This is a genomic window from Demequina lignilytica (assembly GCF_030418305.1).
Taxonomy (GTDB): Bacteria; Actinomycetota; Actinomycetes; order Actinomycetales; family Demequinaceae; genus Demequina; species Demequina lignilytica.
In genome coordinates this window covers 178,808-191,811 of sequence record NZ_JAUHPX010000006.1, presented here as the reverse complement: position 1 = coordinate 191,811, position 13,004 = coordinate 178,808, and the positions used below count along the sequence as shown (strand labels likewise).

16 protein-coding genes are annotated in these 13,004 nt (G+C 73.3%); 10 read left to right on the top strand and 6 right to left on the bottom strand.

The features are described 5' to 3' along the window. Positions 1-130: 130 nt before the first annotated feature. Together QQX10_RS11225 and QQX10_RS11220 are read left to right on the top strand one after the other, a co-directional pair. Positions 131-1,117 (top strand): sugar-binding transcriptional regulator, encoded by a 987-nt coding sequence (locus tag QQX10_RS11225; RefSeq protein WP_301120957.1) that lies wholly within the window; start codon positions 131-133, stop codon positions 1,115-1,117. A 102-nt stretch (positions 1,118-1,219) separates the two neighbouring features. Beyond that, positions 1,220-1,609: an SHOCT domain-containing protein gene (locus QQX10_RS11220; RefSeq protein WP_301120955.1), complete on the top strand. Its 390-nt coding sequence runs from the start codon at positions 1,220-1,222 to the stop codon at positions 1,607-1,609. 15 nt (positions 1,610-1,624) lie between these two features. Here QQX10_RS11220 and QQX10_RS11215 read toward each other — a convergent pair whose 3' ends face one another. From QQX10_RS11215 to QQX10_RS11205, 3 genes are read right to left on the bottom strand one after another with little or no spacing between them, the layout of a single operon-like run. Beyond that, complete coding sequence (locus QQX10_RS11215) at positions 1,625-2,674, bottom strand: DUF8320 family protein (protein WP_301120953.1); 1,050 nt, start codon at positions 2,672-2,674, stop codon at positions 1,625-1,627. Beyond that, complete coding sequence (locus QQX10_RS11210; RefSeq protein ID WP_301120951.1) at positions 2,671-3,849, bottom strand: sensor histidine kinase; 1,179 nt, start codon at positions 3,847-3,849, stop codon at positions 2,671-2,673. The genes QQX10_RS11215 and QQX10_RS11210 overlap by 4 nt, the downstream gene beginning before the upstream one ends. Continuing rightward, positions 3,846-4,496, bottom strand: a complete 651-nt coding sequence (locus QQX10_RS11205) for a response regulator transcription factor (RefSeq protein WP_301144559.1) — start codon at positions 4,494-4,496, stop codon at positions 3,846-3,848. Before QQX10_RS11205 ends, QQX10_RS11210 begins: the two co-directional genes overlap by 4 nt. Before the next feature lie 248 nt (positions 4,497-4,744). Here QQX10_RS11205 and QQX10_RS11200 point away from each other — a divergent pair, with 248 nt between their 5' ends. Together QQX10_RS11200 and QQX10_RS11195 are read left to right on the top strand one after the other, a co-directional pair. Further along, positions 4,745-5,191 carry a variant leucine-rich repeat-containing protein gene (locus QQX10_RS11200; RefSeq protein WP_301120947.1) on the top strand — a complete coding sequence of 149 codons (447 nt, stop codon included), beginning with the start codon at positions 4,745-4,747 and terminating at the stop codon, positions 5,189-5,191. A 217-nt stretch (positions 5,192-5,408) separates the two neighbouring features. Beyond that, on the top strand, positions 5,409-5,843 hold the full coding sequence (locus tag QQX10_RS11195; RefSeq protein WP_301120945.1) for a septum formation family protein: 435 nt from the start codon (positions 5,409-5,411) through the stop codon (positions 5,841-5,843). Between the two features lie 5 nt (positions 5,844-5,848). Here QQX10_RS11195 and QQX10_RS11190 read toward each other — a convergent pair whose 3' ends face one another. Next, positions 5,849-6,463: a septum formation family protein gene (locus tag QQX10_RS11190; protein WP_301120943.1), complete on the bottom strand. Its 615-nt coding sequence runs from the start codon at positions 6,461-6,463 to the stop codon at positions 5,849-5,851. Beyond that, positions 6,460-7,251 carry an exodeoxyribonuclease III gene (locus QQX10_RS11185; RefSeq protein ID WP_301120941.1) on the bottom strand — a complete coding sequence of 264 codons (792 nt, stop codon included), beginning with the start codon at positions 7,249-7,251 and terminating at the stop codon, positions 6,460-6,462. Before QQX10_RS11185 ends, QQX10_RS11190 begins: the two co-directional genes overlap by 4 nt. Positions 7,252-7,286: 35 nt before the next feature. Between QQX10_RS11185 and QQX10_RS11180 the strand changes: the two genes are divergently transcribed. From QQX10_RS11180 to QQX10_RS11165, 4 genes are read left to right on the top strand one after another with little or no spacing between them, the layout of a single operon-like run. Further along, positions 7,287-8,051 (top strand): SDR family NAD(P)-dependent oxidoreductase, encoded by a 765-nt coding sequence (locus tag QQX10_RS11180; protein ID WP_301120939.1) that lies wholly within the window; start codon positions 7,287-7,289, stop codon positions 8,049-8,051. 46 nt (positions 8,052-8,097) lie between these two features. Next, complete coding sequence (gene pyrE / locus QQX10_RS11175) at positions 8,098-8,664, top strand: orotate phosphoribosyltransferase (protein ID WP_301120937.1); 567 nt, start codon at positions 8,098-8,100, stop codon at positions 8,662-8,664. Positions 8,665-8,686: 22 nt separating this feature from the next. Then, on the top strand, positions 8,687-9,625 hold the full coding sequence (locus QQX10_RS11170) for a hypothetical protein (RefSeq protein WP_301120935.1): 939 nt from the start codon (positions 8,687-8,689) through the stop codon (positions 9,623-9,625). Between the two features lie 33 nt (positions 9,626-9,658). After that, a complete protein-coding gene (locus tag QQX10_RS11165) occupies positions 9,659-10,216 on the top strand; it encodes a LemA family protein (RefSeq protein WP_301120933.1) in 558 nt (185 codons plus the stop codon). Positions 10,217-10,258: 42 nt separating this feature from the next. Here the strand turns inward: QQX10_RS11165 and QQX10_RS11160 are convergent, their stop codons facing one another. Next, positions 10,259-10,957 (bottom strand): VTT domain-containing protein, encoded by a 699-nt coding sequence (locus QQX10_RS11160; RefSeq protein WP_301120931.1) that lies wholly within the window; start codon positions 10,955-10,957, stop codon positions 10,259-10,261. Positions 10,958-11,044: 87 nt separating this feature from the next. Here QQX10_RS11160 and purT point away from each other — a divergent pair, with 87 nt between their 5' ends. Both purT and QQX10_RS11150 read left to right on the top strand, forming a co-directional pair. Further along, on the top strand, positions 11,045-12,229 hold the full coding sequence (purT, locus tag QQX10_RS11155; protein ID WP_301120929.1) for a formate-dependent phosphoribosylglycinamide formyltransferase: 1,185 nt from the start codon (positions 11,045-11,047) through the stop codon (positions 12,227-12,229). Between the two features lie 78 nt (positions 12,230-12,307). Continuing rightward, entirely contained in the window at positions 12,308-13,003 is a 696-nt protein-coding gene (locus QQX10_RS11150) for a DUF7168 domain-containing protein (RefSeq protein ID WP_301120927.1), read from the top strand. The last annotated feature ends 1 nt before the right edge of the window (position 13,004 follow it).

The window sequence follows — 13,004 nt, the reverse complement described above, 5'->3', positions numbered from 1 at the left end:
GCGGGGGGGGGGGGGGGGGGGGGGGGGCGCGCCCCCGGGGGGGGGGGGGGGGCCCCCGGCGCCCCCCCCCCGGCCCCCGGGACCCAGCGCATAAACTGTCGCGAGCGAATCCATCAGGAGGGGCGTGGCGATGACGGAGACACCCGTGGGCATGTCCCGCCGCCTGGGCGCGGGGGACGATCAGACCCGGCTCATGGTGCGCATCGCCCGGATGTACCACGAGCAGGGGCTGCGCCAGTCGGAGATCGCCTCCGAGCTGCACGTCTCGCAGCCGCGCGTCTCGCGCCTGCTCAAACGCGCCGTCGAGGTCGGGATCGTGCGCACGACCGTCACCGAGCCGGGCGGCGTCTTCACCGAGCTCGAGCGGACCCTGGAGCGGACCTACGGCCTCGCCGAGGCGGTGGTGGTCGACCCCGGTGCCGACGCCGACGAGCTGCGCGCCCTCGGCAGCGCCGCCGCCACGTACCTCGAGACCACCCTGATCGGCGGGGACCGCATCGGGATCTCATCGTGGAGCGCGTCGCTGCTGGCCGCGGTCGAGTCGCTGCGCCCCTCGCACCAGCCGGTCGCGCAGACCGTGGTGCAGCTCGTCGGCGGCGTCGGCGAGTCCCGCGTCCAGGTCGACGCGACCCGGTTGCTCACGCGGCTCGCCGCCGCGACGGGGGCGGAGCCGGTCTTCCTGCCCGCCCCGGGCCTGCTCGGGACCGCCGCGGCGCGCGACTCGCTCGCCGCGGACTCCTCGGTGACCTCGGTCGCCGCGCACTGGCCCGGCCTGACGATGGCACTCGTCGGCATCGGCACGACCGAGCCCTCGCCGCTGCTGCGGAGCTCCGGCAACGCGATCAGCGAGGCCGACCAGGACCGTCTGCGGGCCTCGGGCGCGGTGGGCGACGTGTGCCTGCGCTACTTCGACGCGGACGGCGAGCCGGTGCGGACCGACTTCGACGAGCGCGTCATCGGCATCACGCCCGAGACGCTGCGCGCGATCCCGCGGCGCATCGCCGTGGCCGGCGGGGTGCGCAAGGCACCCGCCATCCGAGGCGCGCTCCGCGGTGGCTGGATCACCGTGCTGATCACGGATGCGGCGACCGCCCGCGCGCTGGTCGCGGAGCGCTGAGGACACCGTCCCTGTGATGGTGCCGCCACGGTCCCCGAGCGAGTAACGTCGGAGGTAGCGGCAGGCATGGCGCCCGCCGTCTCCTGACCGAGGGGCACTCACATGGACTTCTTCGCCAACTTCCTCAACATCCTGCTGTGGTCGCTGTGGTTCGCGATCTGGATCTCGTTCATCTTCCTGGTCATCCGGTTCATCGTCGACGTGTTCCGCGACGACAAGCTGTCCGTGGTCGGCAAGATCTTCTGGACGCTGCTCCTGGTGATCCTGCCGGTGCTCGGTGCGCTGGTCTACATCTTCACCCGCGGCAAGGGCATGGCCGAGCGCGACCTCGCCGCCGCGAAGGACATGCGCGCCGCGCAGGTCGAGTACACCAAGGGCCTCATGGACGAGGCGGGTGCGGCGAGCGAGATCAAGGCCGCCAAGGAACTGCTCGACTCGGGCGCCATCACGGCGGAGGAGTACGACAAGCTGAAGGCCAAGGCGCTCGCGTAACGCGTCTCGCGGGGCTCAGGCGGCGGTGATCACGTCGCCGTCGACGTCGAGCAGGGTGCGCTCCACCCGCTCGGGGCCGACGGTCACGATGGTCACCGCCGCGTCGCGTCCGGCGGGGAGCAGCCGGACGGTGACCGAGCCGGCCGCCCGCGTGAGGGTCTCTGCGACGCGGGCCTCGACCCTCTGCATCGCCTCGCCGGACGGCAGCCCGCTGCCGCGGTCGTCGAGGAGGACCACGTCGACGCCCCGGCCACGCGCCCGGGTGGCCGCGGTCAGCACGGCGGGGGTGGCCAGCGCGCGGCCGCGGACGCTGTCGCGCAGCATCGCCTCAGCGTCGCGCACCTGTGCACGCTCGTCCGCGCTCAGCGGGCCGCCGTCGACGATCCGGGTGAGGAACGGCACCGCGAGGCGCGCGACCTCGGAGGCGCGCTGGAGCCGCACCTGCCGCGTGGCCTCGGAGGCGGCCGCGGCGGCCGCCGCCTCGACGGAGCGCTCGGACAGCGCGTTGATGCGCCACGCCGTCCGGCGCAGCGCGCGCGCGAAGACCGATGCCACCACGAGCATGCCGAGCTGGGTGTCGAGCATCGACAGGCCCGCACCCCAGCCACGGCCCACGACCATCGCCCACCCCACGGTGATGGCCGTCATCAGCGCGGCGCCCAGCCACGCGAGCCTGCCGCGGCCACGGATGATCAGGAACCACAGGAGCCACATGTTCGAGCCGAGATGCCACGAGGCTCGTCCGATCACGCCCTCAGCGGGCAGGGCGAGGGACAGGACGATGCTCGACACGACCACCGCGCTCACCACCAGCCAGGAGTCCCGCAGCGGGAAGGGATCGGGATGGGGACGCACCAGCAGCACGGCCGCCGCGGAGACGACGACCACGGCGACGTAGGCGGGCCAGGCGGTCGACAGCGTGCCGATCGTGGTCAGCGCGAACGCGACGTTGGTGACGATGAACATGCCCAGGATGAGGCTGCCACCGTCGGTCTCGAGACTGAGCAGGCGGCTGACGTCGACCGCGCTCGCGCCGTCCGGCCGGAGCCGGAGCCGCCGCCTCACGCGGCGCTCCACGCGAGCTCGACGGTGGTCCCGCGACCCGGGGTGCTCGTGACGTGGGCGCTCCCGCCCTCGACGCTCGCCATGCGCTGCTCGATGGACACGCGGATCCCGAGCCTGCGCTGCGAGACACGCGCCGTCGAGAACCCCGCGCCGGAGTCGCGGACCGTGACGCGCATCGCGCCGGGGCGCGCGTCGACGCTGACGTGGGCGGCCGCATCGTCCCCCGCGTGACGCAGGACGTTCCGGACGGCCTCGCCCGCGGCCTCGGCGAACGCGGCGACCACGGGCGCGGCCAGCGTCCCACCCGGCTCGACGGTGTACGTGACCGGCAGCGACGGCGCGATCGAGGCCACGGTCGAGCGCACCACGGCGACGAACTCGTGGAGGTCGTAGTCCTGGTGCTCGGTGCCGCCGCTCTCGAGCGACGCGACGCGGTCGAGGGCGTGCCGTGCCTGCGCCTTCAGCCCGTCCGGCGGATCCTCGCGGGAGGCTGCGAGCAGGACGGACATCACGTCGTCGTGGACGATCCCGTTGATGCGCGCCTGCTCGAGCTCGCGGGTGTGGCGGCGGGCCTCGAGCGCCGCCTGGTCGCGCGCCTGCTGCGCCGCCGCGTCCTGCAGGCCGCCCGCCCGGATCATCGCGATCGACACGCCGCAGAGGATCAGGGAGAAGATGATCGCGCCCAGGCCGTCGAGGAGCGCGGGCACGCCGGCGCCGTCGCGGACCTGCACCTGCACGAACGCGACGATCGGCCCGAGCGCGAGCGGATACACCCAGCCCACGATCCGGGGCCAGACGATCGCGGCCATGGTGGCGTGCACGGCGTTGATGCCCTGCATCCACGGGGTCGCGTCGTCGGCGAGCGTGGGCTCCAGCATCATCCAGGGCCACGCCGTCTCGAGCACCAGGAAGGTGGCGGAGATGGCGCCGGCGTAGATCAGGAGCGCGCGTTGGGGCAGCACGCGGTGCAGCACGATCAGGAGCGCGGGCAGCACGATGCCGACGACCACCGTGAGCCACCCGTAGGGTGCGCGCAGCTGGGGGATCTGCGCGAGGAACCCGCTGCCGCCGCTGGCGAGCAGCGCGCCGAACACGATCGCGCCGAGGCCGACGGCGAGCAGCAGGGTGCGGCGGATGCGGTCCCGCGCCGAGCCGTCGGCGTCGACCCCGATCACTGCGATCCGTCGAGGAGGCCGTCCTCGAGCGCGCGCTTGTACAGGTCGACGCGCGAGTACGCGGGCCTGCCGGCATCCTCGTACTTGCGGCGGATGCGGCTCACGTAGTCCGCAACGGTCTCGCGGGAGACGCCGATCGCCCGCGCCACCGAGACCGCGGTGAGCCCCGAGGCGTAGAGCGACAGCACCTCCTGCTCGCGGGCGCTGAGGTGGGCGTCCGGGAGCGCGTCGTCGGCATCGATGGCGGCGGCCCAGTCGGTGCCGAACACGTCGCCGCCGGCCGCTGCCGTGCGGATCGCGTCGAGCAGCGTGGCGGGGTCCGCGGACTTGCGGATGAGCCCGAGGGCTCCGGCGCGCGCGGCGTCCTGGATCAGGCGGCGGTCCTCGCCGCCGGTGTAGATGAGCACCTCGGCGCCCAGGGCGTGGACGGCCGCGATGTTCGCGGACGGCATCGAGCCGTCGGCGAGGCGGAGGTCCAGCACGACCAGCTCCGGCGCCGGGTCCAGCGCGGTCAGCTCGTCCACCGTCTCGACCGCCGCGATCAGGTCGAGGTCGTCCGCCGAGGCCATCAGATCGCGGAACCCGGCCGCGATCAGCGCATGGTCCTCGACGAGCGCGATCCGGCGCTTCGCCCCCTCCGCCTCCACGGCAGCTCCTCTCTGTGCTGATTCGAACTGTAGCGCGTGACAAAACTCCTGGAGAGCCCATGGTCCCGGGGGTATGCCCCCACAAGTGGGGGCTTGAGCGACGCCCGGGACGATGAAAGATTCATAGCGAGGTTCACGCGGGGTGTTGGGGGGAGGTTCGAGTGACGAGCTGGTCGGCAGAGGCAATTGCTCTCGTCGTCACGGGGGGTGTGCTCGTACTCGACGTCATCGCCTCCTTCCACCCCCGCGTGGCCCTGAGCAACCTGTCCCGGATGGTGTTCGGGGTGTGTGCGGCGTTCTTCATCGCCGTGGCTGTGCTCGCGGAGGGGGTCCTTCCGCTCGAGCTGCCGCCGGTCCTCCTGGTGCTCCCCCTGGTCCCGCTCGCCGTCACCGTGGTCGTGGTCCGGGACTCGATGCGAGGCGCGCCGAACGACGACGCGCCCCTGGCGGCGCGCCCGGAGCAGCCGGTGCAGCCCGTGCCCTTCGGTGCCGACGGCCCTCAGGGCGAGCGCATGCTCGCCGAGAGCCCCTACGCGACGGCGACCGAGCTCGCCGGTCTCGCCTATGCCCGGCCGGAGCTGCGGCCCACCATCGCCGCCAACCCGGTGGCGCCGTCGTCGCTGCTCCAGTGGATGGTCGACCAGGGCGAGCCGGCCGTGATCGCGGCGATCGCCGCCCGTCGCCCCGCGGCCTGACGCCGCGCACGCGCCGCCACCGCGCACCGCTCCTCGCGCAGCGACCCGTCGTCGCGCGCCTTCCCCACCCTTCGCGCGCACCCGCCCGGCGCGCCCCTTCCCGCGCGCACCCCTCCCCGCGCGCATCCCTCCCCGCGAAATGGAGGATCGGTGCCCGAAGCCGGCGCCTATCGTGCACCGATCCGCCATTCCGGGGCCGCGCGCTAGGGTGGCCGCCATGCGCCGCACCGCCGTCATCCTCGTCTCCGGGCTCGCCGCGTCCCTGGCGCTGGCCGGCTGCTCGCAGGACCCGCCGGTGCCCCTGGTGCTCGGCGACTGCCTGATCATCTCCGGGGTGGGGGAGAGCGGCGACTCGGTGCCCACCGTGGCCTGCGACGAGGCGCACGAGGCCGAGGTCTACGCGACGTTCGACGTGGGCGGCTCCGACACGTACGACGAGGAGGCCGTGGTCGCGGAGGTCGAGGAGGAGTGCGTGTCGCGCTTCGAGGCCTACACGGGCGAGCCCTACTCCTCCTCGCCGCTCGACATCTTCTACACGTGGCCGCTCGCCGAGGGCTGGGACGCGGGGGAGCGAGGCGCGGTGTGCGCCGCGTTCGTCCCCGACGAGTCGGGAGTGCCCCAGCTGTTCGAGGGGACGCTCGCGGCGTTCTGAGCGCGTCAGGCGGCGGTGCCGGCCTCGAACGAGCCGGTGACGTCGCGGTCCATGACCACGACGCAGAGCGCGGCGCGGTCACCCGCGGCCCAGGTGCGCTCGGTGGGGACCCAGACGCGCCAGCGCGCGCCCTCGGCGAGCTCCCCGCTCACGAGGCGCGCGACCTGGACCGAGCAGAAGTCCTCGGCCTGGCGCGCGAGCGCATCGTCGCCGGGCCACGCCCCGCCGAGCCTGAGCTCGGCCACCACCTCGGCGCGATGGGGATCCGCACAGGCGACGGCGATGAGCGAGTCGACTGACTCGCCCTCGGGCGCGTCGACCAGGCACAGCCCGGCGACCGCCTGGATCCCCTCGAGTCCTCCGGCGTACCCGCGCGCGACCGGCTCGAGCGAGCGCTGATGCGCGGAGAGGGCGAGGTCGGCGACCACGCCGCCGCCGATCGCCACGGCGGCGGCGCCGCCCACGATCCACGCCAGGACGACCCCGCGTCGGCGCCGGGGGCGACGCGGGCGCGGCGGTGACGCGAGCGGGGCGGGCGTCGGCGCCCCCGCGACCGAGCCCGTCGGCGAGGCGGCGCGCGGGCCGTCGAGCGACGGCGGCGGCGCGAAGCCGTCCGTCACGCGGGATCCTCGAGATCGATCACCACCGGGACGTGGTCCGAGGCGCCCTTGCCCTTGCGCTCGTCGCGGACGATGCTCGCGCCGGTCGCGAGCGCCGCGAGCGGATCCGAGGCGTACACGAAGTCGATGCGCATCCCCTCGCCCTTGGGGAAGCGCAGCGCCTTGTAGTCCCAGAACGTGTACGTGCGCTCCGCCGGGATGAAGCGGCGCGACAGCTCGGTGTACCCGGCGTCCTCGAACGCGTGGAATGCGGCGCGGGCCTCCGGCGTCACGTGCGTCTCCGCCTCGGCGTCCTCCTCCGACCAGATGTCGGTCGGGAGCGGGGCCACGTTGAAGTCGCCGACCAGCGCGGTCGGCACGTCGGTCCAGCCGGCGGCGGCATCCTTGAGGCGTCCGAGGAAGTCCAGCTTGTAGGTGTAGTGGGGGTCGCCGATCCCGCGTCCGTTGGGCACGTACAGGCTCCACACCCGGACGCCGCCCGCTGTCGCGCCGAGCGCCCGTGCCTCGACCACCGGGTCACCCGTCTTGGCGAAGCCCGGCTGGGCGGGGAACGAGGTCTCCACGTCGGACAGACCCACCCGCGAGGCGATCGCGACGCCGTTCCACTGGTTGAGCCCGTGGACCGCCAGCTCGTACCCCGCGGCCTCGAAGGCCTCGCGGGGGAACTGCTCCGGCTTGCACTTGATCTCCTGCATCGCGAGCACGTCGGTCTCCGACCGCTGCAGCCAGTCGACCACCCGCTCGGCGCGGGCGCGGACGGAGTTGACGTTCCAGGTGGCAAGACGCATGGGTTCACGGTACCGGCCACCGGTAGCCTCGTCGCATGGCCATCGCACTCGTCACCGGCGCCTCCTCCGGACTGGGCGAGGAGTTCGCCTGGCAGCTCGCGACCGCGGGCCACGAGGTGGTGCTCGTGGGCCGTTCGCGCGACCGTCTCAGCGAGGTCGCGCACAACCTGACGGGCGCGACCGGCATGGCCGCGGAGCTGCTCCCCGCGGACCTCACGACCGAGGTCGGCCGGCAGGCCGTGGCGAGCCGGCTCGGCGACGACGCCCGCCCTGTCAGCCTGCTGGTGAACAACGCGGGGTTCGGCCTGGGGGAGGGGTTCGCCGCGACCACGTGGGAGCAGGAGCGGGCGCTGCTCGACATCCACGTGACCGCGCCCGCGCAGCTGACGCACGCCGCGCTGCCGGGCATGATCGCGCGCGGCCACGGTGCGATCCTCACGGTCTCGTCGATCGCGTCGCGCCTGGGCAACTCGACGTACGCGGCGCACAAGCGGTGGCAGGTGGAGTTCACCCAGGCGCTCGCGGGCCAGCTCGCCGGCACCGGGGTCACGGCGACCGCCGTGCTGCCGGGGCTGGTGCGGACGCACTTCCACGACTCGGATGCGCTGTCCCACATGCGGGCCGAGTTCCCCGACCAGGCCTGGCTCGATCCCGAGGAGGTCGTGACGGCCGCGCTCGCCGCCGTCCGCCGCGGCCAGACGGTGGTGACGCCGTCCGCGCGCTACGCCGTCGCGGGCGCGCTCGCCGGTCTCCTCCCCACGCGCATGACGCGCGGACGCCGCAGCCAGCAGCGCGACTGAGCCCGCCCGCCCAGCCACCGCATCGTCCCCCGCTAGGCTGGGCGCCATGACCTCCGGCACCCCTCGCGAGCAGCTGCGCGACCTGATCTCCGAGCTGGCCGTGGTGCGCGGCCGCGTCACCCTCGCGTCCGGCAAGGAGGCCGACTACTACGTCGACCTGCGCCGGATCACCCTGCATCACCGGGCCGCCCCGCTCGTGGGCCACGTCCTGCTCGACGCGCTCGAGGAGGCCGGCTTCGGGCCGGCCGATGTGGACGCCGTCGGCGGGCTCACGCTGGGCGCCGACCCGGTCGCGACGTCCCTGCTGCACGCCGCGGCCTCGCGCGGGCTCGACCTCGACGCGTTCGTGGTGCGCAAGGAGAACAAGGCGCACGGCCTGCAACGGCGCATCGAGGGCCCCGACGTGGCGGGACGCCGGGTCGTCGCCGTCGAGGACACCTCGACCACCGGCGGCTCGGTGCTGACCGCCGTGAGCGCGCTGCGGGAGGCGGGCGCGGACGTGGTCGCGGTCGCGGTGATCGTCGACCGCGACACGGGCGCGCGCCAGGTCATCGAGGAGGAGGGCCTGCCCTACCTCTACCTCTACGGTCTGGACGACCTGGGCCTCGCCTGACGCGAGCGCTGCCGGGGGGACGATGCTGAGGCACGGTGCGCGCAACGTCCTCGCCTCCGTGGCGGGCGTCGCGGGCCTGCTCGCCGTGCTCGCGCTCGGCCTGGGCTCGGGCGCGCTGTTCGTCGTGGGACTGCTGTGCGGCGCCGCCGCCGGGCTGTGGGCGCTGTGGGAGTGGCGCGAGGCGCGCGCCCACGGCGACGAGCACGAGCGCTTCGCTCTTGAGCACGGCTGGGACCATCTCGACCGGGGTGCCCCGTACTCCCTGCGCTTCGCCCGCTTCCCGTTCGGGGCGGGATCGCATCAGCACCAGGAGCACATCCTCCGCGGCACCTATGGCGGCATGCGCTGCGCGACCTTCACCCACGCCTTCGAGGACCGTGTCGCCGGGCGTGACGACCGCACCACGCCGCAGCTCTTCCAGGTGACCCTCGCCGAGCTGCCGGTGAACCTGCCGTGGCTCGAGATCGTGCCCGAGAACGCCTGGCATCACGCCGCCCAGGCGCTCGGGGGGATGGACGTCGAGGTCGAGTCGCACGCGTTCAACCAGCGCTGGCGCGTCCGCGCGGCCGACCGGCGATACGCGCACGACGTCGTGGACCCGCGCATGATCGAGCGCCTGCTCGACTTCGATGTCGAGGGCTGCTCGATCCGCATCGAGGGCGGCGCGGTGATGCTGTGGCAGCCCGGGCGGGACGGGGTCGGCTCGCTCGCGAAGCGCCTGGGGGCGGTGACCGGCATCGCGCGGCGGATCCCGGACCACGTGCTGCGCAGCTACACCGACCAGGGCCTCGGGCGGCCCGATCCGAACGCTCCGCTGTCGGGTCCGTCGTGGGCCGTGACGCCCGGTGCGCTCACGTCGCGCCGCTACACCGGCGTCGGCGTGGATGCGGACGGCGACGGGATCGAGGATTGGGAGCAGCGTCGCAACGGCGACGGGGGTGCCGACGGCGCCTCCCGCTAGAGTCGACACGGACACGCCAAGAAAGGGCACATCATGGAGTGGTTCTTCGTCGCGCTCGCGGCTGTGGTCGTCATCGTCATCCTGTGGGCGATCGCCGCGTACAACGGGCTGGTCAGGCTCCGGAACCTGGTGCAGGAGGCGTGGCGTCAGATCGACGTCGAGCTGCAGCGCCGCCACGACCTGATCCCGAACCTGGTCGAGACCGTCAAGGGCTACGCGAAGCACGAGCGCGCGACCCTCGAGGCGGTGACCCAGGCACGCACCATCGCGGCGGCGCCCGGGTCCTCGCCCGCCGAGCAGGCGCAGCAGGAGAACGTGCTCACGCAGGCGCTGGGCCGGCTGTTCGCGGTCGCCGAGGCCTACCCGGACCTCAAGGCGAACCAGAACTTCATGCAGCTCCAGCAGGAGCTGACGAACACCGAGGACCGCGTCGCCGCGGGCCGCCGGTTCTACAACGCGAACGTGCGCACGCTCAACACGCGCATCGAGACCTTCCCGACCGTGATCATCGCGAACATGTTCGGCTTCCACCGCGAGGAGTACTTCGAGACGGAGGAGGCGGCGCGCACGGCGCCGTCGGTCGAGTTCTAGGAGCAGCGCCGAGGCGCCACCCGCGCATCGTCCCGCCGGGACCTACTCGGTGACGTCCTCGGCGATCTCCTCGATCGCCACCGCGGTCTCGCGGCGGTGCCTGATGGCCTCGATCACGATCGGCAGGACCGAGACGAGCACGATCACGAGCGCCGCGACCTCGAGGTTGTCCTTGATGATCGGCACGTTGCCCAGGAAGTAGCCGAGCAGCGTGACGCCGACGCCCCAGATGAACGCGCCGATCACGTTGAACCTGATGAAGTGCCCGTAGTGCATGCGGCCGATCCCGGCGGCGACCGGGATGTACGTGCGCACGAACGGGACGAAGCGCGCGAGCACGATCGCGCGGCCGCCGTACTTCTCGAAGAACGCGTGGGTCTTGTCGATGTGGTCCTGCTTGAAGAACCGGGAGTCGGGCCTGCTGAAGATCGCAGGCCCGGCCTTGCGTCCGATCAGGTAGCCCAGCTGGTCGCCGGCGAAGGCCGCCAGGAACAGCGCGAGGCACGCGACCCACAGCGGCACCTGCAGAGTGCCGGTACCGATGAACAGGCCCACGGTGAAGAGCAGCGAGTCGCCGGGCAGGAACGGGAACAGCAGCCCCGTCTCGATCAGCACCACGGCGCAGACGGCGGCGAGCGCCCACACGCCCCACCGGGAGATGAAGGTCTCGATCATCGTCTCGGGGTCGAGCCAGCTCGGACCCAGGGTGGGCAGCGCGGCTGCCAGCGCGGTGAGGCTCACGCGGGTCAGCGTACGCGCGCCTCCCTGGCAGGTTGCTCAGGAACCCGACGGGGGCGTCCGGGACCTCCCGGTGCCAGGATGGTGGCCATGACCGTCTCGATCGGAACGCCGCTGACCTCGACCGCCACGCGCGCGCTCCTGCTGGGCTCGGGCGAGCTCGGCAAGGAGGTCGCGATCGAGCTGAGCCGGCTCGGCGTGGAGGTGGTCGCCGTCGACCGCTACGCGGACGCGCCCGCGATGCAGGTCGCGCACCGGGCGCACGTGATCGACATGCTCGACCCCGACGCGCTGCGGGGCCTGATCGCGCTCGAGCGGCCGCAGCTGATCATCCCGGAGATCGAGGCGATCGCGACCTCGGTCCTCGCCGAGGTCGAGGCCGCGGGGGACGCGACCGTCATCCCGACGGCGCGGGCGACCATGCTCACCATGGACCGCGAAGGCATCCGCCGGCTCGCGGCGGAGGAGCTGGGGCTGCCGACGTCGCCGTTCTGGTTCGTCGACACGCTCGACGGGCTCCGCGACGCCGTGTCGGAGGTGGGCCTGCCGTGCGTCGTGAAGCCGGTGATGTCGTCCTCGGGCAAGGGGCAGTCGGTGATCCGGTCGCTCGAGGACGTCGAGAAGGCCTGGACCTACGCCGCCGAGGGTGGCCGCGCGGGCGGCACCCGGGTGATCGTCGAGGGCTTCGTCGACTTCGACTACGAGATCACGCAGCTCACGGTGCGGCACGAGGGCGGCACCACCTTCCTCGCGCCGATCGGCCACGTCCAGGTCGACGGCGACTACCGCGAGTCGTGGCAGCCGCAGCCGATGTCCGACGCCGCCCGCGGGCGAGCCCAGGAGATCGCCGGCGCCGTGACCGGTGCGCTCGGGGGACGAGGGGTGTTCGGCGTCGAGCTCTTCGTCCGCGGCGACGAGGTGCTCTTCAACGAGGTCTCCCCCCGCCCGCACGACACCGGCCTCGTCACGCTCGCCGCCTACGACCGCAGCGAGTTCGCGCTGCACGCGCGAGCCGTGCTCGGGCTGCCGGTCGAGGCGGCCTTTCTCGGGCCGTCCGCCTCGTGCGCCGTGCTCGCCGAGGGCAGCGGCGTCCCCGTGTTCTCCGGGGTGGACGATGCGCTGGCCGAGCCCCACACGGACGTGCGGCTGTTCGGCAAGCCCCGCGTCGACGGGCGTCGCCGCGTCGCGGTCGCCGTCGCGCGCGCCGGCTCGGTGGACGAGGCGCGCGAGCGTGCGCGCGCCGCGGCGGGCGCGCTTCGCGTCGACCTCGTGTGACGGGACCTGTGGAGAACCCGCGGGGGTGTCGCACCGCGGTGCGAGGCTGAAGCCTCGACGCCGACCACGGGGGGCACCATGGCGACTCACGAGCAGCTGCTCGACCGGACCCGCACCTTGCTGGCGATCGCCGACGGTGGATCGCCGTATCCCGAGGAGAGGGAGCGGGCGCGCGAACGCGCGGAGAGGCTGATGGTGCGCCTTGCCATCGACGAGGCCGGCGTGCGGATGTCCGCCGATGAGGCGGCGCGGCCGACGCAGCGGGTGTTCGCGTTCTCGGCGCCGTACATCCTCGATCAGCAGCACCTGGCGTTCCGGATCGCCGCGGTGTTCAGCTGCGAGGGCGTGCGGTATCCGAACGGGCGCCTGGTGCTGGTCGGCTTCGCGTCGGACCTCTCCATGGTCGCCGCGCTCATCGACACGCTGGTGCCCGCGATGCGCCTCGAGATGGCGGCCGCGGGAGGGTCGGTGTCACGGCGCAAGTCGTTCGCCATGGCCTTCGCCGCTGCCGTCGGGCTGCGGCTCCAGGACTTCTACGCCGGCGCGCTGCGGGACGCGGAGCAGCAGGGGACGGGATCGGCGCTCGTTCTCGCCGATCGCGCGGTCGTGGTCGAGGGCGCGTTCCGGGAGATGTTCCCGAACCTCAAGGCGGGCCGCCCGCGAGCGATCACCTCGCCCGAAGGCTGGCTCGACGGCCGTGCCGCCGGTCAGCGCGCGGACATCTCGCTCGGCCGCAAGGTGGATCGGGCGGAGGTGCGGACCCTCGGCTCGTGAC

Excerpts from the sequence above, each read along its gene's own strand:
- QQX10_RS11225 (WP_301120957.1), top strand. The coding sequence starts at position 131 with ATGACGGAGACACCCGTGGGCATGTCCCGCCGCCTGGGCGCGGGGGAC.
- QQX10_RS11220 (WP_301120955.1), top strand. The coding sequence starts at position 1,220 with ATGGACTTCTTCGCCAACTTCCTCAACATCCTGCTGTGGTCGCTGTGG.
- QQX10_RS11195 (WP_301120945.1), top strand. The coding sequence starts at position 5,409 with ATGCGCCGCACCGCCGTCATCCTCGTCTCCGGGCTCGCCGCGTCCCTG.
- QQX10_RS11185 (WP_301120941.1), bottom strand. The coding sequence starts at position 7,251 with ATGCGTCTTGCCACCTGGAACGTCAACTCCGTCCGCGCCCGCGCCGAG.
- QQX10_RS11180 (WP_301120939.1), top strand. The coding sequence starts at position 7,287 with ATGGCCATCGCACTCGTCACCGGCGCCTCCTCCGGACTGGGCGAGGAG.
- pyrE (WP_301120937.1), top strand. The coding sequence starts at position 8,098 with ATGACCTCCGGCACCCCTCGCGAGCAGCTGCGCGACCTGATCTCCGAG.
- QQX10_RS11170 (WP_301120935.1), top strand. The coding sequence starts at position 8,687 with ATGCTGAGGCACGGTGCGCGCAACGTCCTCGCCTCCGTGGCGGGCGTC.
- QQX10_RS11165 (WP_301120933.1), top strand. The coding sequence starts at position 9,659 with ATGGAGTGGTTCTTCGTCGCGCTCGCGGCTGTGGTCGTCATCGTCATC.
- purT (WP_301120929.1), top strand. The coding sequence starts at position 11,045 with ATGACCGTCTCGATCGGAACGCCGCTGACCTCGACCGCCACGCGCGCG.
- QQX10_RS11150 (WP_301120927.1), top strand. The coding sequence starts at position 12,308 with ATGGCGACTCACGAGCAGCTGCTCGACCGGACCCGCACCTTGCTGGCG.